Here is a 19,019-nt window from a genome sequence, read left to right as displayed (position 1 = left end):
CGCCGCCGAAGAAAGCAGACAGTCATGCTCAAACCCTTCCTTCTCATCGGAGTCGGCGGCTCCGGCGGCAAGACCCTCCGCGGCATCAAGTACCAGCTCGAGCTCAAGCTCCAGCAGCTCGGCTGGGAGGGCGGCATCCCCTCCGCCTGGCGCTTCCTGCACTTCGACACCCCGACCGTGCAGGACGGCATGGAGTACCAGGCGCCGTTCCTGCCCCGGCAGGACTACCGCGGCCTCGTGAGCACCGCCGCGACGTTCGACATCGTGCACGGCTCGATCACGAGCGCCCACGCGACCAACAACGCGATGCGCCACGACATCGAGCGCCAGCTGCCCGACCCCCGTCAGGTCAAGGTCGACGTCACCAAGGGCGCGGGCCAGTACCGCGCCGTCGGCCGCGCCGTCGCGCTCGCGGCCACCAAGGAGATCGCCCAGGCCGCGCGCTTCGCGATCGGCAAGATGAACGACGCGGAGTCGCTCGCCGAGCTGCAGACGCTCGGCCAGCGCCTGCGCGCCCGCGACGACGGGGGAGACGGCAGCCCGATCGTCATCGTGATCTCGTCGGTCGCGGGAGGCTCAGGAGCGGGCCAGTTCCTCGACGTGATCGAGATCGTCAAGTCGACCGCCAAGCAGTACCCGTGGTCGAACCAGTTCTTCAGCATGCTCTACGCGCCCGACGTCTTCGACCAGCTGAACGTGACCGCCGGGATGCCCGGCAACGCGCTCGCCGCGATCTCGGAGACGATGAACGGCTTCTGGACCGACACCCCCTCGGCCGCCACCCTCGAGCTCCTGCGCACCAAGGGCGTCGCCCCCTCGTACGGAGCCGCGATGGACCGCGTCGGCGCCGCGTACCCCTTCATCGTGGGCCGCAGCAACAGCAAGGTCACCTTCGAGGACCAGAACGCCGTCTACGACGCCGTCGCCACCAGCCTCACCGCGTGGATGATCGACGAGCGCGTGCAGGACGACATGATCGCCTACTCCTCGGGCAACTGGCAGGCCCGCTCGGCCGCGAACGTGCTGCCCGACAACTCCGGTCTCATGAGCCCCGCGCACCACTCGCCGCCCTTCTCCTCCATCGGCTTCGGCCGGGTGACCCTGGGCCGCGAGCGCTTCCTCGAGTACTCCGCCGAGCGCTTCGCCCGCTCGGCCATCGACCGGATGCTCTTCGCGCACTCCGAGGAGGACCCGCAGTTCGAGCGGATGACCGAGCGCGAGTACATCGAGAAGTCGGCCGACAGCGAGTACCAGCGCTTCATCCGCGATCTGCGCCTGAACGAGGAGACCGCCGAGCACAACGACGTCACCGACGCGCTGCGCGACACCGCGGTGCTCGACGTGATCAAGGCGGAGCTGCAGCGCGGCGCCGACGAGGAGCTCAGCCGTCCGGAGTCGCTCGACCGCCAGGGCGGCGCCGACATCACCACCTGGTCGGACCGCCTCGTCAACGAGTACACGCGCACGAGCCCCCGGCTCCTCCAGCGCGACCGCGAGGCGCGCCAGCGCCGCCTCGACGAGTGGACGCGCACGATGCCCGGCCACCTCCTCGAGACGGTGTCGCGCTACGTTGCCCAGGACGGCTGCCCGGTCGTCGTGGCGATGCTCCGCCGCCTCGAGCGCGGTCTCAAGGGCACGGTCGACGCGCTCCGGATCGACGCGCGCCAGCACGAGGAGTGGGTGGCCGGCCTCGGCTCCCTCGTCTCGGACGAGCTGCGCACGGCCGCGAACCAGCAGTCCATCCGCCCGGATCAGGAGGCGGTGCAGTTCGCGATCCAGCGGCTCGGGCAGGCGCTGGAGTGGTCCTCCGAGGCCGCGCTCCGCGACTCCGCCTCGGCCCTGCTCGCCGAGCTGCGCGAGACCTTCCTCGGCCCGCTCGCCGACTACCTCGACGGCTCGCGCACCGCGCTCCTGCAGCGCGTGAACGCGCGCAAGACGATCGACGACCGCGAGAACGCCTACGAGTTCTGGCCCCGCCGCGTCGACGAGACCGTGCCGCGCAAGTACACCCCGGCGCCCAACGAGCGGATGCTCGTGGAGCCCGAGAAGTACCCCGCCGAGTTCCAGAAGCTGGTGCGCGCCTCCGTCGACGGCGACGCCAAGTACCAGGACGCCGTGCTGCGCGTCCTCACCGATCTCCTGGTGGGCGTCAGCCCCGATTCCGAGGGCTCGGACGAGACCTGGTCGCTGGTCGCGAACCCGCGCACCTGGAAGCCGACCGTCACCGCGGATCCGGCCGTCGCGAACCCCGCGCAGCGCGCGACCTTCGACCTCGCCACCGACCCCGAGACCTACGTCGCCCGGGCCCGCGCGTGGATGAAGCGCGACGGCACCCCGTTCGCCGCCTACATCGGCGAGGACCTGCTCGGCTTCTTCGACTCCGAGGTGCTGCCGCCGAACGTCTTCGCCGAGCGGCGCGACCGCTACCGCGAGCAGCTCCAGGCCGCCCTCGGCGCGAGCGAGCCGCTGGTGAAGCTCAATCCGGCGCTCCTGCGCGCCGTGCACGGCAAGGCGATCAACGAGGACACCTCGCTCGTCTTCAGCTCCATCCCGTTCCGCACGGGCACCGAGATGTACGAGGTGACCAAGGGCGTGCTCGGCCAGATGGGCGTCTGGGACGACGCGACCAGCGAGTCGTGGTTCCAGGACCAGAAGGTCGACGGCATCGAGGTCTTCGCGATGTCCGGCTTCCCCTACCAGCCCATCGTGATGGACTCGGTGATGGAGCCCATCGCCCGCGGCTGGCTCGCGCAGTCGAACACCCAGGACAGCCGCGAGGCGTTCTGGAAGTTCAAGCGCGCGCGACTGCTCGGCGAGAGCATCCCGGCGGATCCGCGCGCGATCGAGTCGATGATCCGCGGCTGGTACGTCGCCAAGGCCCTCGGCCGCCTCGCCGTCGACTCGACGCAGGGCGAGAAGGGCCCGAAGCTCTCGGTCTGGGATCCGGCGGCGCGCGGCTTCGCCGACTTCCCGCACCCGCTGCTCAGCGAGCGCAACGCCCGCCCCGCCGACTTCCCCGGAGTGGTGCTGCAGTCGCTCGCGATCGCGATGGCGCTCTGCAACGTCGACGGCACGCTCGCTCCGCTCGCCCCCTACCGCGTGCTCACGTCGCTCGGTGGCAGCCGCGGCGAGGAGACCGAGCTGGCCGAGTGGCTGCAGACGGGCGCCCTGCCCACCGGCGCCCCCACTCCGGAGCCGTCGCGCGCCGGCACCGCCGAGGGCGACCTCGCGTCGCGCCGGACCGCCGTGCAGGCGTACCTCTCGGCCGAGCTGGCCAAGTTCGAGAGCGACATCGTGGCGCAGGACGACCGGGTGTCGGTCTACGACTACCCGGTGACCTGGGAGATGCGGGAGCAGTTCCGCGACGCCCTGCAGGGTCTGGTCTCGTCGGTCCTGTCCACCGGTCCGCGCGACACCGGGGTCTGAGCGTGGAGTCGGATCCGCGGACCGGCGGTTTCTGGCCCGACGGCAAGGCGGCGATCGTGCTGCTGCCCAGCGGCGCGCAGGGCGAGACCCTGCTCGAGCTCGCGGCGCAGTGGACGAAGACCGGCCTGCTGGGCCAGGCCCTCTGGGTGCTGCCCGAGCACGTGAAGACCTCGCCCTACGCGCCTCCGCAGATCGAGGCCGTGGTGCTGGGAGTGGGCGCCGACCTCGAGTCGGTGGCGATCTCGGTCGACCTCTTCGAGGCACTGGCCGAGGAGCAGCTCGCCCTGGTGCGCCTGATCACCCTCCGCTCGTCCCTGCCCGAGCGCGAGACCGACCAGGCGCAGGACGAGGTCGCCGACCTGGTGCGCTCGTGGGTGCGCACTTCGATGCCGCTGCCCAATCCCTCCGCGACGCTGGCCGACCAGACGACGGAGCTGCGCCACGTCACCCTGATCTGCGCGCCCACCGCGTTCCAGCTGCGCGAGCGCGTCGAGAGCCACGAGCACGGCTTCGTGGTCATCGCCTCGCCCGAGGACCGCTCGAGCCCGTGGTCCGGCGACGCCTTCGTGCGCGACGACGAGCGCTTCACCGGCTTCACGCTCACCCACCTCGCCTCGGTCGCCGGTCTCTGGAACGGCGTCAGCGAGGGCAGCGTCGAGCTGATGTCGCGCGAGAGCGACGGCGGAGCCTCGGTCTGGATCTCGCGCGTGTTCCTCAACGCGGTGCTGACGGAGTCGCTCGGCCGCCGCGTCGCCGCCGGCGTGCTCGAGAACGCGGCCCGCCCCGACTCCCTCCTGATCGACCCCAGCGTCAGCCCGCCGCCGCCCGGCACCGCCTTCATCGAGGACGGCCGCATCGCCGGCTACGTCGACGGCATGGTCGAGGGCGCCCTCCGGCTCGACGGGGGAGCCCTCACCTACGACGCCGCCGGTGCACTCGCCCTGCCCGAGGTGGACCGCATCGGCCTCGCCTCGCAGGGCGGCCGCTTCCTGGTGTTCGCGTCGAGCAAGCTCGCGCAGATGCCCAAGTGGGCGCTGCGCCGCCTGACCTCGAGCACCTACCGCGCCGTCACCCGCGCCCTGCACACCGAGGAGGGCTCCGCCGTCGTCGGCACCTCCTTCGACGAGGTGCTCGACGTGCGCGACCGGCTGCTGCTCGCCGATCTGCGGCGCCTGCAGGAGGACGAGGCCCGGGCCCGCACCGAGGCCGACGCCCCCGCGGCCATGGCGCACGTGCGCACCACCCCCGAGCTCTGGGCCGGGCTGCGCGAACTCGTCTTCGGCTCGCTCGACGGCAGCGCCGACCTGCGCGACGCCGGATTCGCCCCCGTGGAGGGAGCCGTGCCGGTCTTCGGCCGCGTCGCCGACGTCCTCGCCCTGCCGGACGACGCGTGGAACCCGGCCGGGCACGACGTGCCGCCCGTATTCCCGAAGCGGGTGGACTGGTACGCGCTGACTCTGGACGACCCCAGGCGGAGGCTCGAGGACTGGGTGACGGCGGCGGAGGGATCGGTGGCGGCGGTTCCCGCGGCTGTTGCTCCTCCTGCTGTTGTTCCGGCTCCCGAGCCCGCCCCGTTCGCCCCTCCCGAGGACGGCACCCGGATCGAGGAGCCGACCGCCGAGCCTGCCGAGCCCGCCGAGACCACCTCGCCCGCCGAGAACCCCGAGACCCCCGCCCGCGTCCGCATCGAGCTCCCCGCCGAGCCCGACCCCGACCCGGTCCTCGCCGAGGAGCGCCGCTCGAGCCGCCTCCGCGCCCTGGCCGAGTACGACCTCTGGGCCGGCGCGCAGAGCACCTCCTTCGTCTGGCGCTTCCTCGACCGCCTCGCCGGCGAGCGTCGCCGCGCCGAGGACGAGGCGGCGACCTTCGTCCGCGAGATCGACGCCCTCCGCCCGCAGCGCCCCGGAGAGCTCCTCGGACTCCGCCGCGACTTCCACCGCTCGATGCTCGTCGGCTGGATCCTCGTGATCGCCCTGGCGCTCGCCGTCGGCTTCGGCCTCTGGCAGGTGAACGACTACGCCGCGCGCGATGCCGACGGCTCCTTCAATCCGGATCCGATCTCGGCCGTGCTGTGGTGGATCCTCGCCGGCCTCGGCGTCGCCGGGGTGACCCTCACCGTCGTCGCCCTGGCCCGCTACCACGCGGGCTGGTCGCGCTTCGAGCGCAGGATCCGCCTCGAGCGCGCCCGCCTCGCCCACCTCGGTGCGAGCGCCCGCCGCGCCCGCGAGGAGGCCGCGCGCCTGCGTTCCGTGCACCGCCAGGCCGTGGAGTGGCTGGTGCTGCTCTCGAAGGCCATCCACCGCCCGTGGCACGTGCCGCCGGTGTGGACGCAGCACGAGACGTTCGACGTCGAGCGCGGCCACATGCCCTTCGCCGTGCGCCTCGCCACGGTGAGCGGAGAGGAGACCGCCGCCGTCGCCCGGATGCGCGCCGCCATGACCGCGCAGCTCGTCCGCCGCGGCTGGCGGCACGACGCATTCGAGTCCCTCGTACGCGAGATGGCCGCCGACTACGGATCCGGCCAGGGCTTCGGTCTCTCGGCCCTCGACGAGGACCTCCCGCACTCGTCCAACCACACCCGGCGGATGCTGCTGCGCGCCCTGGACGACGAGTCGCTCCTCACCCGCGTCGCCGCTCCGCGCCTCGCCGACATCGTCGCCTCCGTCACCCGCGACGAGGAGGCCATCGCCCGCCCCCGCGTCCGCCCGATGGGCACCAACCCGCTCAACGCCCTGCGCCGCCCCGAGGACTGGGACGGCGTCGAGCTCGACGTCCCGTGGGACGACTTCCTGCTCGACTCGCTGACCCGCCCCGACCCCATGACCCCCGTCAGCGCCACCGTGCTGACCGAGCTGCAGGTCGGCGAGCGCTACCACGAGCGCGTCACGAGCTTCCTCGTCGCCCCCGCCCGCCTGCAGGACCGGCTGCGCTTCGACCCCGGCACCCCCCTCCACGTGCTGCCCTACGAGAGCGCCACCGGCTCCCCGGTCGACCTCGTCTGGCGCGTCGACGTCGTCGGCCCCGTGCCCCGCTCGGCGATCCGCCTGTGGGACGCCGCGGCGCGCCCCACCGAGCCGGACGCCCCCGTCGACACCGACTCGGGCGTCTAGCGCGCGTGGCAGGCAGACCCCCGCCGCCGCGTCCGGGAGCGCGGCGGCCGGCGCCTCGCGTGCCCCGCGTGCCCCGTGCGCCCCGTGCGCGCCGTCGTCGCCGGCCCGCGCTCGCCGTGACGCTGGCGCTGGTCGCGGCCGTCGCCGTGGCGTTCGCGGTTATGGCGGTGTCGGAGTCGGTGGCGCCGATGGGCCCGTGGCTCACGTCTCCGGCACCGTCGTCGTCCTCCGCTGGTCCCACTGCATCAGCTCCCACCCCGTCGTCCCCGGAGTCGCCCGCCCCGTCGGCTCCGGACTCACCCGCCCTCGCCCTCCTCGCCGCCCTCCCCACCGACGACGGCCGCGCCGACGTGCCGTACGACCGCGACCTCTTCGGCCAGTCCTGGTCGGACGTCGACCGCAACGGCTGTGACACCCGCAACGACGTCCTCGGCCGCGACCTCCTCGACCCCGTCTTCAAGCCCGGCACCCGCGACTGCAAGGTCCTCTCGGGCCTCCTGATCGACCCCTACGACGGCACCGCTGTGCAGTTCACCTCCGGCACCGACACCTCCCGTCTCGTCCAGATCGACCACGTCGTCGCCCTCGGCTGGGCGTGGCACCACGGGGCGTGGGCGTGGACCGACGAGCAGCGCCTCGCCTTCGCGAACGATCCGGCGAACCTCGTCGCGGCGTCGGAGGAGACGAACCAGTCGAAGAGCGACGCGGGGCCGGGGGAGTGGCTGCCGCCGGCTGTGGAGCTGCGGTGCGGGTACGTGGAGCAGTTCGTGGGAGTGCTGAGCACGTACGGGCTGGGGATCAAGGCAAGGGACCGTGAAGCGGCGGCGGCAGTCCTCACGTCTTGTCCGCGGATCTGATTCCGCCTCCGTCCCCGTCCGGACAGGGCGTAGCTCAACGGCAACTGCCGCGCACGGATTCGATCTGGCCGTCGCTCCACAGGTTCCGAACCAAGCGACATTCGACGCCAGAGAGGTGCTTCCGGCGCCGACTCATTGACACCTCGGTCCGTGACCGAAAACATGCGGTCGTCTCAGTTACAAATCGGAAGGATCACTAATGCCGAAGAAACGAGCCGCAGGCTTTATGCTCGCCGCCGCAGCTGGCCTTATGCTGCTCAGTACACCAGCTACAGCGTCCGCATCCGACGAAGTGCGCGCACCGTCGTCAACCGAACGCTTCGAATCGGAGATGACGTTCTCCGGATTCGATTCAAAGGTGGCCGCAGCGAATGGCTACAAGATCGTCGCCTTGCCCGACGGAAGAGAGAAGTCCGTCGCCGTGAGCCCTGAAGCTCGAAACCTGGAGAAGCGGCTTTCGAAAAGTTCTTCAGTAGCAAAGACGGAAATCAACGGCTCCTGCGGAAAATCCTGGATCGACATCACCTCCTACGGTCAGCGGAAAGTGGTACTGACTGGCTACACGGTGCCCCGTCCTGTGATCTCCAAGCTGTGGATCACTCAGATCTACGGCGGTGCTGGTCTTCCGTCGAAGTCATGGATTGGACCCGGAGGAGCGACGTGGTCGAGTTCCTGGTCCCTTTTCTACACCGGCGGTGGATTCATCAACATCACGCCCGGGTCGAATGTTGTCATGAACAACGGGACGGTTTGCTCGTCCGGGTCTCCGGGCGAGAACTTCTAACTCGTGCAGGAAGCCCCCGGCTACATCGCAGCCGGGGGCTTCCTCTTCAGCTGAAGGAACTCAGGAGTGTCGCATATTTTCGTTCGCTGGCACGAAGCGCTCCCGAAACGAGCAAGACGTGGTCGTCATACTGCCGACCGTAATCCCCCCGGAGTGGGAGTTCGATGATCACCCTCAGGCCTTTCGACCAGGCATCGTGCATCTCCTCTGGGATCTCGTCCCTGACCGCCGTCCGGTTCCGTAGACGCCGCTTCCACTCATGAGCGCCGGCGAGCGACACACCCACAGACCGGGCGAGTGCGACCGGATGTGACAGTTCCCAAAGCTCGGACAGATTTCTCATGCGTTCGGGGCTAGTCGTATGGACCTGTGCGCTTGACTGCAACGCCTTACTCCACTCCTCCGCCCATACAGGCTCGTACTCCGAGAAGTCCGCACCGGTGCTCGACGGACCGGGCAGGTCCGCCGAGGGGAGTCGAGGAAGGGCCCGAAGATTGGCGTGATGTCGGATCCAAAGAAGCTCTAGGAGATGAATTTCCCCACTTGCGACGGTGATGGACATCTCGGCTGGCCAGCCATTGTCGCGCAGTTCTTCGAAGAACATGGCATCCTCTCACTCGATGAGTGACCATCATCCCTTGCCGTGCCGCAATTCGCCCGGGTCAGTAACTGACCGGCGCAAGCCGCACCCAGAATGTCGTCGCCCATCGGGTCGCTCCACTCTGGTGCGGGGCGGGATCAAGTCCGACAGATCTGCCTTCGTGACGACGTGCGGCGCGCGCGCTGCGTCGGCCATTTCTCGGCCGATGCCGATGCCGATGCCGATGCCGATGCCGATGCCGATGCCGATGCCGATGCCGATGCCATCGGCTACGACACCCCCATCCACGTCTTCGGCCGCGACCTCCTCGACCCGGTCTTCACTCCCGGCACCCGCGACTGCAAGGTCCTCTCGGGCCTCCTGATCGACCCCTACGACGGCACCACGGTCTCCTTCGCCAGCGACACCACCCGCCTCGTCCAGATCGACATAGTCGCGTCGGGCTCTAGTCTCGAGCGATGTCATGGGCTTCGAGCGACGGTGTCCGGCGGTCGATGCTCTCGAATCGCGGGCGTGACACGAAGGTCGAGTTGCGGGTGCGATCTGCACTTCACGCGGCAGGGCTGCGCTACCGCCTGCAGGTGAGGATTCCCGGGTCCACGCGACGCACGATCGACGTCGCCTTCCCGAAGCAGCGGGTCGCGGTGTTCCTCGACGGCTGCTTCTGGCACGGCTGTCCGATCCACCACACGGTGTCGAAGACGAACGCCGGCTTCTGGGCCGACAAGGTGGCCACGAACCGCGCGCGTGATCGGGACACCGACCGCCTGCTGGGAGAAGCGGGTTGGGTCTCCCTCCGATTCTGGGAACACGAGGACGTCGAGGTCGTGGTCGAGATCGTCTCGGCGTCGGTTGCCACTGGGCGGAATCGGCTCCGCAAGCGCTCGCCCGGAGGCCGACGACTGAACGACTCCTGCTCTCGGTCGGAGCGGTGTTCGACCGGAACATCGGCGCCTCCGCCGGCTGCGAGATGCTCGGCTCGATCTCGGCTGTGGCTGATCGAGGCTCAGGCCCCGGCGATCAGCTTCGCCACAGCCGGAAGATCAGGCGCCGCCCACTCGGGCTTGCCAGCTCTTTCCGACCCAGCCAGCGAAGCGCGTCGTGGTCGGTGCTCGCAACCGGAGCGGAACCCTGCAGAATCGTCCACCAGCAGCTCAACCGGATGACCCGAGAACCCACCTCGGTGTCGTCGACGCTCAGCCGACTTCCCACGCTGACAGCTACTCCCAGCTCTTCTGCGATCTCACGTTCCAGCGCCTGCTCGGGCGTCTCTCCGGGTTCGATCTTCCCGCCCGGGAACTCCCACAGGCCGCCGGACGCCTTCTCCGGACGGCGCCGGCACGCGAGGATCCGGTCCCCGTCGGTGATCACGGCGGCCACGACCTCGAGGATCTGCATTCCTCGATCATGGTCGCTCGCCAGTGACCCCCGTCACTTCTTCAGCGGGTCGTTCCCCCAGTTCATCAGCGAGTACCGCCACTTCGTCTCCGTGACGTCGCCGTCCGGACGCTGCGCCGAGTGCCGGTGCACGTAGCCGACGACCTTCTTCATGTGCGCGTAGTCGTCGTCGCCGAGGTCGGCCTGCTTCGTGCCGAGGATCTCGATGATGCGGCGGCCGCTGTGGTGGCCGACCGACTCGCCGCCGTCGGACTTCTGACCGACCTCCTTCCGACTCGTCCGTCTCGAGCCAGCTCTCGATCTGCTTGGCCGTCATGTTCACGGCCTCGTGGAAGTCGTCGCGGATGCTCTTCTGCTCGTCCTGGTCCGCCATGTCGCTCCTCCTGTCGGTGCGCGTCGGCGCGCTCTTCTACCAGAGCGGCTGCGGAGGGAGAGGTCAAGCCCCGACCGCTCGACCCGCCCCGCGCGTAGCGTCACCCATATACGGGGGTCGCAGCCCCTCCTGTCGACCGAAGAAAGAGACACGCATGCCGTCACGGAACACGCTCGTCCGAAGCCTCCACGACCTCGGCGCCGCCGCCTGGTTCGGCGGATCCCTCATGGGTGCCGTCGGCCTGAACGGTGCCGCCGCGACCTCCTCCGACCCGTCGGAGCGCCTCCGCATCGCATCCGTGGGCTGGGCCCGCTGGACGCCCGTGCAGCTCGCCGCGATCGTCGCCCACGGCGTCGGAGGCATCGGCCTGATCCTCGCGAACAAGACCCGCCTGGCGAACCAGCAGGAGAGCCGCACCAACACGGTCATCAAGACCGTCGTCACCGGCCTCGCCGGCGCCGCGTCGGTCACCGCCGCGATCGCCGGAGCCAGTCAGGCCAAGCACATCGAGGAGGGCGCGAAGGGCGTCACCGAGGCGTTGCCGCAGAACTCGGCCGAGCTGACCACCGCCCTGCGCGTGCAGAAGGCGACTCAGTGGCTGATCCCGGTGCTGACCTCGGTCATCATCATCCTCGGCGCCCAGCAGGGCGAGCAGCAGCGCCCGGTGAAGGGCCTCTTCGAGACCACGGCGCGCATGTTCCGCAAGTAGTCCCGGAGCACACCGGAGGAGGACGGACCCGCCGGCACTGGCGATCCGTCCTTCTCCGTGCGCGGTGGGCGAGAATCTCCCCGGGCCCGTCCGGGACCCGCTCACCAGGGAGGTCACCGTGTCCTTCGATGCCGACGACCCCTACCCGGATCCGCCCCCGCGCGTCCGCCGCCCGGCCGAACGCGAGCCGGCAGGGCTCGCGAGCCGCATCGAGGCGGTCCTGCTCCTCATCCTGCTGGTGGGCCTCGGCGCCGGCCTCTCGTTCCTCGTCCTGATCCTGCAGATGGGGATGGACGCGTGCGGAGGGAACCCCTCCGGGTGCGACCTCTCCCTCCTGAGCGTCGCGACGTGGATCGTCCCCGCCGTGGTCGGCGTGTTCGCGGTGCTGACACTCGTCGCGGTCGTCCGCCGGTCGACCACCTCGCGCCGGGCGTGGTCCATCCCGGTGCTCGGGATGGCGGCGGCCGTTGCGGCCTTCCTCCTCGCGGGGGGTGCTCGTCGCCGTCGCGCTTCAGGGTGTGAGCGGGTGACCGTTCTCTGAGGTGACGTGCCTTCGGTCGGCGACCAGTTCCGCAGCCAGGGCGGAGACCTCCTCGAGCAGCCGGCCCGGTGCGGCCGCGAGATCCAGTCGACGGATGTGGAGCTCCACCGCGGCGCCGCGCACCGAGTACGAGGAGCTGCCCCGGCCGACCGAGATCAGCCACCCGTCGCGCAGACCCAGGACGGTGCAGTAGGCGTGCATCTGATAGAGATCCTCCACGCGGGAGGCGCCGGTCTTGTACTTCGCGTCCGCCACGATCCGCGGGCGCCCGGAGCGGACGTGGACGATGTCCGGCCGCACCGGCTGCCGCCCGCGCTCGTCGAGGGTGGCGGGGTACTGCGCGAGCGTGACGCCCGACGAGAGCGGAGCGAGAGCCTCCCGCAGCGCCGTCGTGACGAAGCTCTCGAAGAGCACGGCCATGTCGACGACGAACGAGGCGAGAGGCGATTCGCCTTCGGCACTGGAGGGGGACCGGCGCTCGAGGATCAGCATCGCGAAGGCGAGTGCCGGCGCGTAGTGCGCATTCAGGCGGCTCTGACGCACGGCGGGCGCCGGCGCACCACGGCGGAGCCGCTCGACCCCGTCGAGGCGTCCGTCGAGATGCAGGAGGCGACGACGCAGCGCATCGCGGAGTCGGGGCAGCGTCAGCAGGGCGCTGAGAGCAGCGCGCAGCACGATGTTCTCGGCGATGTCGATCGTGTACTCGTCGACGGACAGTTCGACCGGCAGCAGTCGCCCGCCTCGGAGAGACCTGGTCGGACATCCGGATGCGCCCGCGGACGGTGACCGCGGTCTCGTCGTAGGTGCGGTAGCCCTGCAGAACGCCGCGGGCGAGAGCACGTTCGGCGAGCCGGGCGAACGTCTCTGCGACGGCGGGGGCGAGGTCGTCGTCCGGCGTCGCATCGACGTCCTCCGGGCGGAAATCCGGGTCGCGCGCGTATCCGAGCAGGAACAGCAGCGACCCGAGAGGAGTCTTCGGATGGACCAGGATCTCGTCGTCGCCCCAGCGCACCGCTCCCACCTTGTTCGACGCTGCGGCGATCTCGATCCCGGTGCGACTCAGCCGGGAGTCGACGAGCCCCGCTGACGTGGCGGCGGCGATGACCTCGGAGGAGAGGTCGCACGGCCGCCAGCCTCCGTTCTCCTCGAGCGAGACGCGTGTCACGGCTCGTCGATCTCGTCGTCCACCACCGGTGCGGTCAGATCGAGGGCGTCGAGCCCGAACCGCGCCCGGACCTCGTCTCCGAGACAGCCGGCCGTAGTAGTGCTCATCGAGCAGAGGCAGGATGTCGTGCTCCCAGATCCGAGCGAGTCCCTCCTCCGTGCGAGCACTGTCGCGGAGCAGATAGGAGGGGCCGATCTGGAAGTCGCGGTCCGTCTCGCCGATGCGGTCGTTCAGCGTGTCGAGCAGCGCACCGCGTCGCGTCGTCCGCCCCTCGACACGGTGGATCAGACCGCGCACCGGCTGCTGGGCCGGATGGAGTTCGAAGAAGGCGAAGCGCCGCCTGATCGCGGCGTCGACGAGCGAGATCGAGCGGTCCGCCGTGTTCATCGTGCCGATGACGAACAGGTTCTTGGGCAGCGCGAACGGCTCCTCGGGGGAGTACTGCAGCGACACCTGCTCGTCGCGGTACTCGAGGAGGAAGTACAGCTCGCCGAAGATCTTCGCCATGTTGCCGCGGTTGATCTCATCGATGATCAGCACGTGGGGGACGGCCGGGTTGCGTACGGCCGAATCGGCGAGGAGCCGGAGGGGCCCCTTCGCGAGGCGGAACACGGCGGAGCCGCTCGCGTCGGTCGCGGGACGGAAGCCCTCGAAGAAGTCCTCGTAGGAGTAGGAGGGATGGAACTGCACGATCCGCACGGCGCTCGCGGGGGCGGCGAACCGGGCCAGGGCCCGCGCGACGAACGTCTTCCCCGTGCCGGGAGGGCCGAAGAGGATGATCTGCCTCCGCTCCTCGAGGACCGCGGTCACGTCGTCCAGCCACACCCGGTCGTAATGGAGACCGGCCGCGAACTCGGCGGTGGGGCGCGGGAGGCGCAGGTCGAGCGGTGCGGGTGTGGGCATGGATAGTGGTTCGACCCGGGTGAAGCCCACCTCCTCCGAGAGCGCGGCCAGGACCGCCTCCGGAAGGGCCTCCTCTGGCACGCGCTCGTCCTCCCACCGGACTGACCGCTGAGCACGGTCGCCGGGCATCCATCGTCCGCTCCGCAGCGTCCCCACCCGGATCCCACGACCGTCCCGCACGAGGATCTGCTCGCCTGGACGCATCCCGCTGAGCACGGCTGCGGTGGCGTCGACCCGCTGCAGGAGTGCAGGCATCGGTTCCGCCCCGTCCCACCGCGCCAGCGCCGTCGATCGGATGACGGAGCGGCTCGCTCCGAAGTCGGCGGCGATCGCGCCGGGGTAGCCGATCGTGTCCCCGAGTACCGCTGCGCTCGGGACGCACCAGGCGGCCGGAGCGTCGCTCCGATCGGCGTCCCGCCACTCTGTGCTCCACGGCGGCAGATACCAGTCGATGTCCAGGTGCCCCTGCGGATCCAGGCTGTCGCGCAGATGCAGCAGATCCCGGTCGAGGTCCCCAGTCGGCCCCGCTGGCAGCGCCGGAGCGAAGGTGTCGCGGATCTTCGTCTTGTCCGCCGTCGACACGATGCGTTCGAAGACGCTCGGCCAGGTGAGCGCGAGCAGGGAGTTCTGAATGGCAGGGGAGGCGGGATCGACGGCGGCGGTCTGCTCTCGGAAGAGCCACGGATCTCCGAGAGCGGCGTCCCGCATCTCGGCATCCAGTCCGTCCCAGTGCTCTATGAACGAGCAGAGCCACTGCAGATGGCGGGCGATCTGCGGGGTGAACCCCGCCCCGCCGTTGAATGTGCCGCGGACGTCGAACGCGGCCGCGACCGCTTCGGGGAGGACGGGCGCGTCGGGGAGCAGCGCCAGGATCTCCCGCAGCAGCTCGCGCTTCGTCTCGGCGCCGACGTTGGTGAGCGGAAGGCGCTGGACGAAGCACAGCTCGGCCGCGAGCAGGACGACCTCCCGTGGAGCCTCGGCGAGCTGCCGCAGAAGCCGCCCTCGGAACCCGCCCGACGCGTCGGGTAGCGAGTCCAGGGCGCCGCGAAGAAGCTCGGGCGGTGGGCGCGGTCCAGGTCCGCACGGTCGAGTCGAGCGCCGAGGAGCCGCCGCTCAGGGCCGGCGTGAGGATCACACCTGCCGCCGCCGCGATGGCTCGACGCTCGGCACTGCCGGTTGGCGGCCACTCCTCCGAGCGCGTCACCTCCTCCTCGAGCCCGCGCACCATGAGGCAATCGGAGCACCAGCCGGGCGACGTCAGCTCGCGGGGATCGGTGTCCGGTGCTGCGAGCCACGCATCGAGGACCTCGGCCTCGCTCCAGGAGCGGCGCGGCTGGGTGACGCCGTGCCGACAGGTCGGCACGTGGAGCCGCCCTGATCGGGCCTCGAGGTAGTCGTCGTCCGAGGCCGCCAGGCTCCAGCTCACGCCGCCGAAGGTGCGCTGCGAGCCGTCGAGGGGGGTGCGAGCGGTGTGGTCGCCTACGACCACGAACCCCAGCTGCTTGAGGACTCGTTGCGCTGTGCCGGAGTCGAACGGCTTCGATCCCAGCCCGGTCGCCACCGCGAGCACCTGCTTCACCGGCCACCGCCGCCCGAGTGCCTCGATCGAGTACTTCGTGACGGCAGCCGGTTCAACGGCGCCGAGCGCAGCCTCCACCGACTCCCGCGTGAGCTCGTACGGATCTCCGTCGATCGTGAACTGCAAAGCGCCTCCTGCTGTCAGGGCGATTCTGCCGGACGCCACCGACGCAGGAGGCAGCGCCCTGCCCTCAGTCCGACGTCGTCGTGCAGAACGCCGCCGCGAACGCGCCCGTGCTCGTCTGCTCCGCGATGACCTCGCCGTCGAGGGTCACGCGGCAGGTGATGGCTCCGGTGTCGTCGGGGCCGTTGGTCGCGGTGAGGGAGAAGACGTTCATCGAGTACTCGCCGCCTTCCTCGACCTGGACCTCCTTCGTGAAGGGGAGGGACTGGTCCAGGAGCGAGTCGGAGCCGTCCTCCGTACCCGCCACTCCCGACGTCGAGTAGCCGATCGAGGCGCTCGTGGCGTCGCCGGTCACCTCGTAGACGACGGTCCGCGTCGGGCCCGCGGGGGCGGCGGAGGCACTGGGGGCGGCGGAGACACCGGGGCTGTTCGAGGCCCGGCTCGCCTCGGCGTCCTCGACGGCGCTCGAGATGCCCGTGACGAGACCCGCGGTGTAGACGATGGCGAGCACGATCGACAGGATCAGCGCCACGAGGTTCAGGATCGAGCCGGCGATCGCCGTGCCCCGCGTCCGGTTCTTCAGGAACAGGGCGATGACTCCGAGCACCAGGCCCACGAAGGCGACGAAGCCCGAGACGTAGTTCACGAGCGGGATCACCGCTCCGACGAGCGCGACGATGCCGATGATCAGGGACGCGAGGCCGAGTCCGTTCCCCGACTTCTGCGACGGCGGCGTCGACGACGGGCCGGAGGCGGGCTCGGGGAACACGGCGGGGTTGTACAGAGTCATGCATCGATCCTCTCAAGGTGCGCCAAGGGGCGCCGCATCCGCATTGACGCCCTATCTCTACATAGCTAGATTTGCGCGCATGACCCCGCTCGCCCGCCTCACGCCCGCCACGGTCGACGTGCTCCGCGTCCTCCTCGACGACGGCGCGTCCGTGTGGGGGATGCTCGTGATCAAGCGCACGGGCCGTCCGGCCGGCAGCGTCTACCCGATCCTCGAGCGGCTCGAGGGGCGCGGGCTGGGTCGCGTCGTCGTGGGAGCCGGACACCGATCGCAGCGGTCCGCGGCGGCGGCTCTACGAGCTCACGGGCGACGGCGCGGAGGCGGCCCGCTCGGCCGTCGCGCGCTTCGACGCCGTGAAGGCCCGGCCCGCCTCCCGCCTCTCCGGAGCGGAGGCCCGCGCGTGATCGACCTGCTGCTGCGCCTGCTCGCCCGACTCCTCCCTCCGCTGGCCCGCGAACGCTACGTCGAGGAGTGGCGGGCCGACGCGGCCGGCACCGCCGAGGCGGGACTGCGCCGCCGCGACGTGGTGCTCGGCGCGCTCGTGCTCAGCGCGACCCTCGACCGGGCGCTGCCCGCGCACTCGGGGGAGCCCCTCTTCCTCCGCCCGCGCCGCCTCGCCCGCCGCGGACTCGGCCTGCTGACGGCCGCGGCCGTCGTCCTGATCGGCTACTACCTGACGGCCGGCGGCATCGTGCCCGAGAACGCGTCGGCCGGAGTCGTCGCCGCGCTGCAGCTGACCGGTCGGCTGGTCGTCGCGCTGGCGCTCGTCGCGGGGGTGATCGGGGTGGTCCACCTCGCCGGTGCCGCCCGCTCGGCCGCGACCCGCACGGCCCGCGTCTCCCTCCTCCTGGCGATCGTCGGGCCCGCCACGGTCGTCCTCGGCGCCCTGATCCCCGGAGCGCCGTGGTGGCTCCCGCTTCTGGGCTTCGTTCTCGTGCTCGCCGGTCTCTCCACCGGAGTCGCCGTGCTCGGCGGCACCCGCCCGATCGCGCCGGCGCACCGCGTCGCGACCCGGCGGCAGCGCGTCCCGGTCGCTCTCGGGGGAGCAGCGCTGATGCTCGCCGTCGTCGTGCTCGGCACGATCGACCTGCTCGTCTGGAACCCGCTCGCGAAGGTGCCGGGGACCGACCTCGCGACGATCTACGCGCTGATGGCCGAGCGCGACGGGTTCTCCCTCCAGCCGACGCTCGTGATGACCGCGATCTGGGTCGCGTTCTGGACCGTGCCCGCCCTGCTGGTGGCGGCGCTCGCCGTGCACCGGACCGCCGCCGCCCTCACCCCGCGGCGCCTCGCGATCGTGATGCTCGCGCTGGTGGGCGCCGCCATCTTCCTGCGCTTCTTCACCGGCTTCGGCATCGGCATGTCGATCGCCGACTCCTTCGCGACCTCGGGTGGCGACGGCTCCGTGGTGTCGGCCGTGCTGCCGTACGTCGGCCAGCTGTCGCTCGGGGGCGCCGCGATCCTGCTGGGCTGGGCCCCGCGGGTCGTCGTGCGGCCGGCCGAGAGAGCCGTGGCCGCGTGAGCGCAGCAGAACCTCCGCTGCGAGTGGGGTCGCTCGGCTGTCAGCGGTCGGGCCCCTTCTCAGCTGACGTTCTGCACGCGGGGGCGGGGGCCTGCGCCCGTGGCGGTCCTCAGCCGCGGTCGAGGAGCACCGCAAGCGCCCCGCTCGTCACGAGGGCCCAGCCCACGAGCAGGGCGGCGCCGACCGCCCCGAGCAGGATCGCGACCGCGCGCCGCTCGCTCCGGGTCACCGCGCGGCCTCGGGAACGGGGAGTTCCTCCGGGACGAACGTCAGGATGTCGCCCGGCTGGCAGCCCAGCACCGAGCAGATCGCCTCGAGCGTCGAGAAGCGGATCGCCTTCGCCCGCCCGTTCTTGAGGATCGACACGTTCGCGGTCGTGATGCCGATGGCCGACGCCAGATCGGTGACCGACATCTTCCGCTTCGCGAGCTCGACGTCCAGGTGCAGCACGATCGCCATCAGACCACCTCCGCGAGCTCGCTGCGCTGCTCGACGGCGAGGTGCAGGAGCCGCCGCATCACCATGACGAGCAGGGCGAGCGTCGCGCTCGACACGGCGACGAGTCCGAAGGCGAGCGCGGGGATCGGAGCCGGCACCACCGCGAGCACCGCGACCGCGCCCCCGAGGGCCAGCACCGCCCCGAAGAGGAACGCGCCGATCGCGAGGTCGACCCAGAGATCGGAGCGGTGGTCGCCCGAGAAGAGCACGTCGTCGCGCACCAGCGACACCAGCCGCCAGACCGACACCAGGACCACCTCGATGCAGAGCACGCCGGCGACGATCACGGCGACGAGGACCCCGTCGATCGGTCCGCCGTCGAGCGCGTTCCAGAGCGAAGGGGCCGACCGCCACCTGCACGAGGACGCAGCCGAGCAGCAGCACGGCGAGCAGGCCGCGGAGCGCGACGAGGAGTGGGCGGGGCATCGGGTCCTCCAGAGGGGGCGGCGTATCGTTGGTCGTGCGATTCGTATCGAAAGTCGATACTGTCACCACCCATCACTCTGCGACAAGACTCCCCTCCGCGAGTCGGCCGCCCGGGTCGGCCGGAATGCGTCCTCGCAAGTAAGGCTGAGCGGGCCGATCCGCGGCCTTTCGCCGTTCTCGGCCGTCCCAGCCTGAGTTGTGCGGGTCGGACCCG

The 19,019-nt window shown here is 70.8% G+C and carries 14 protein-coding genes and 4 pseudogenes; 9 read left to right on the top strand and 9 right to left on the bottom strand.

The genetic code is table 11. From position 1 onward, the window contains the following. Positions 1-24 precede the first annotated feature (24 nt). The 4 genes from AC0CID_RS09670 to AC0CID_RS09655 all read left to right on the top strand — a co-directional run bounded on the left by AC0CID_RS09670 (position 25) and on the right by AC0CID_RS09655 (position 8,177). Positions 25-3,426 (top strand): tubulin-like doman-containing protein, encoded by a 3,402-nt coding sequence (locus tag AC0CID_RS09670; RefSeq protein ID WP_465226623.1) that lies wholly within the window; start codon positions 25-27, stop codon positions 3,424-3,426. A gap of 2 nt (positions 3,427-3,428) precedes the next feature. Then, entirely contained in the window at positions 3,429-6,536 is a 3,108-nt protein-coding gene (locus tag AC0CID_RS09665; protein ID WP_465226622.1) for a hypothetical protein, read from the top strand. Between the two features lie 68 nt (positions 6,537-6,604). Then, on the top strand, positions 6,605-7,393 hold the full coding sequence (locus AC0CID_RS09660) for an HNH endonuclease family protein (protein WP_465226621.1): 789 nt from the start codon (positions 6,605-6,607) through the stop codon (positions 7,391-7,393). A 199-nt stretch (positions 7,394-7,592) separates the two neighbouring features. Next, positions 7,593-8,177, top strand: a complete 585-nt coding sequence (locus AC0CID_RS09655; protein ID WP_465226620.1) for a hypothetical protein — start codon at positions 7,593-7,595, stop codon at positions 8,175-8,177. A 46-nt stretch (positions 8,178-8,223) separates the two neighbouring features. Here AC0CID_RS09655 and AC0CID_RS09650 read toward each other — a convergent pair whose 3' ends face one another. Both AC0CID_RS09650 and AC0CID_RS09645 read right to left on the bottom strand, forming a co-directional pair. Continuing rightward, positions 8,224-8,781 carry a hypothetical protein gene (locus tag AC0CID_RS09650; RefSeq protein WP_465226619.1) on the bottom strand — a complete coding sequence of 186 codons (558 nt, stop codon included), beginning with the start codon at positions 8,779-8,781 and terminating at the stop codon, positions 8,224-8,226. 27 nt (positions 8,782-8,808) lie between these two features. Beyond that, positions 8,809-9,243 (bottom strand): hypothetical protein, encoded by a 435-nt coding sequence (locus tag AC0CID_RS09645; RefSeq protein ID WP_465226618.1) that lies wholly within the window; start codon positions 9,241-9,243, stop codon positions 8,809-8,811. 29 nt (positions 9,244-9,272) lie between these two features. On the opposite strand from AC0CID_RS09645, the pseudogene AC0CID_RS09640 reads away from it, so the two are divergent. Further along, positions 9,273-9,533: pseudogene (locus tag AC0CID_RS09640) on the top strand (very short patch repair endonuclease); the annotation flags it as partial. 265 nt (positions 9,534-9,798) lie between these two features. Here AC0CID_RS09640 and AC0CID_RS09635 read toward each other — a convergent pair. Together AC0CID_RS09635 and AC0CID_RS09630 are read right to left on the bottom strand one after the other, a co-directional pair. Beyond that, a complete protein-coding gene (locus tag AC0CID_RS09635; RefSeq protein ID WP_465226617.1) occupies positions 9,799-10,176 on the bottom strand; it encodes a (deoxy)nucleoside triphosphate pyrophosphohydrolase in 378 nt (125 codons plus the stop codon). 33 nt (positions 10,177-10,209) lie between these two features. Then, a pseudogene (locus AC0CID_RS09630) lies at positions 10,210-10,389 on the bottom strand (DUF3140 domain-containing protein); the annotation flags it as partial. 314 nt (positions 10,390-10,703) lie between these two features. On the opposite strand from AC0CID_RS09630, the gene AC0CID_RS09625 reads away from it, so the two are divergent. Continuing rightward, positions 10,704-11,258 carry a hypothetical protein gene (locus AC0CID_RS09625; RefSeq protein WP_465226616.1) on the top strand — a complete coding sequence of 185 codons (555 nt, stop codon included), beginning with the start codon at positions 10,704-10,706 and terminating at the stop codon, positions 11,256-11,258. A 118-nt stretch (positions 11,259-11,376) separates the two neighbouring features. After that, positions 11,377-11,799, top strand: coding sequence for a hypothetical protein (locus AC0CID_RS09620; RefSeq protein ID WP_465226615.1), 423 nt, complete (start codon positions 11,377-11,379; stop codon positions 11,797-11,799). Here AC0CID_RS09620 and AC0CID_RS09615 read toward each other — a convergent pair. Both AC0CID_RS09615 and AC0CID_RS09610 read right to left on the bottom strand, forming a co-directional pair. Then, positions 11,770-12,772: pseudogene (locus AC0CID_RS09615) on the bottom strand (McrC family protein); the annotation flags it as partial. The gene AC0CID_RS09620 and the pseudogene AC0CID_RS09615 overlap by 30 nt on opposite strands. A 576-nt stretch (positions 12,773-13,348) precedes the next feature. Beyond that, a pseudogene (locus tag AC0CID_RS09610) lies at positions 13,349-13,867 on the bottom strand (McrB family protein); the annotation flags it as partial. Positions 13,868-14,326: 459 nt separating this feature from the next. On the opposite strand from AC0CID_RS09610, the gene AC0CID_RS09605 reads away from it, so the two are divergent. Continuing rightward, on the top strand, positions 14,327-14,896 hold the full coding sequence (locus AC0CID_RS09605) for a hypothetical protein (protein WP_465228145.1): 570 nt from the start codon (positions 14,327-14,329) through the stop codon (positions 14,894-14,896). Between the two features lie 740 nt (positions 14,897-15,636). On the opposite strand, the gene AC0CID_RS09600 is transcribed toward AC0CID_RS09605, so the two are convergent. Further along, entirely contained in the window at positions 15,637-16,359 is a 723-nt protein-coding gene (locus tag AC0CID_RS09600) for a DUF308 domain-containing protein (RefSeq protein ID WP_465226614.1), read from the bottom strand. Positions 16,360-16,438: 79 nt separating this feature from the next. Here AC0CID_RS09600 and AC0CID_RS09595 point away from each other — a divergent pair, with 79 nt between their 5' ends. Further along, a complete protein-coding gene (locus AC0CID_RS09595) occupies positions 16,439-17,881 on the top strand; it encodes a hypothetical protein (RefSeq protein ID WP_465226613.1) in 1,443 nt (480 codons plus the stop codon). A 225-nt stretch (positions 17,882-18,106) separates the two neighbouring features. On the opposite strand, the gene AC0CID_RS09590 is transcribed toward AC0CID_RS09595, so the two are convergent. After that, the gene (locus AC0CID_RS09590) at positions 18,107-18,340 is read right to left on the bottom strand and encodes a helix-turn-helix domain-containing protein (protein ID WP_465226612.1); all 234 of its coding nucleotides are present in this window, start codon (positions 18,338-18,340) and stop codon (positions 18,107-18,109) included. After that, positions 18,340-18,666 (bottom strand): DUF2975 domain-containing protein, encoded by a 327-nt coding sequence (locus tag AC0CID_RS09585; protein WP_465226611.1) that lies wholly within the window; start codon positions 18,664-18,666, stop codon positions 18,340-18,342. The genes AC0CID_RS09590 and AC0CID_RS09585 overlap by 1 nt, the downstream gene beginning before the upstream one ends. Positions 18,667-19,019: the final 353 nt, after the last annotated feature.

This window comes from Rathayibacter sp. AC451 (assembly GCF_979253095.1).
Note: the sequence above shows the minus strand (reverse complement) of the source record. Positions and strands in the feature narration are given on the sequence as shown.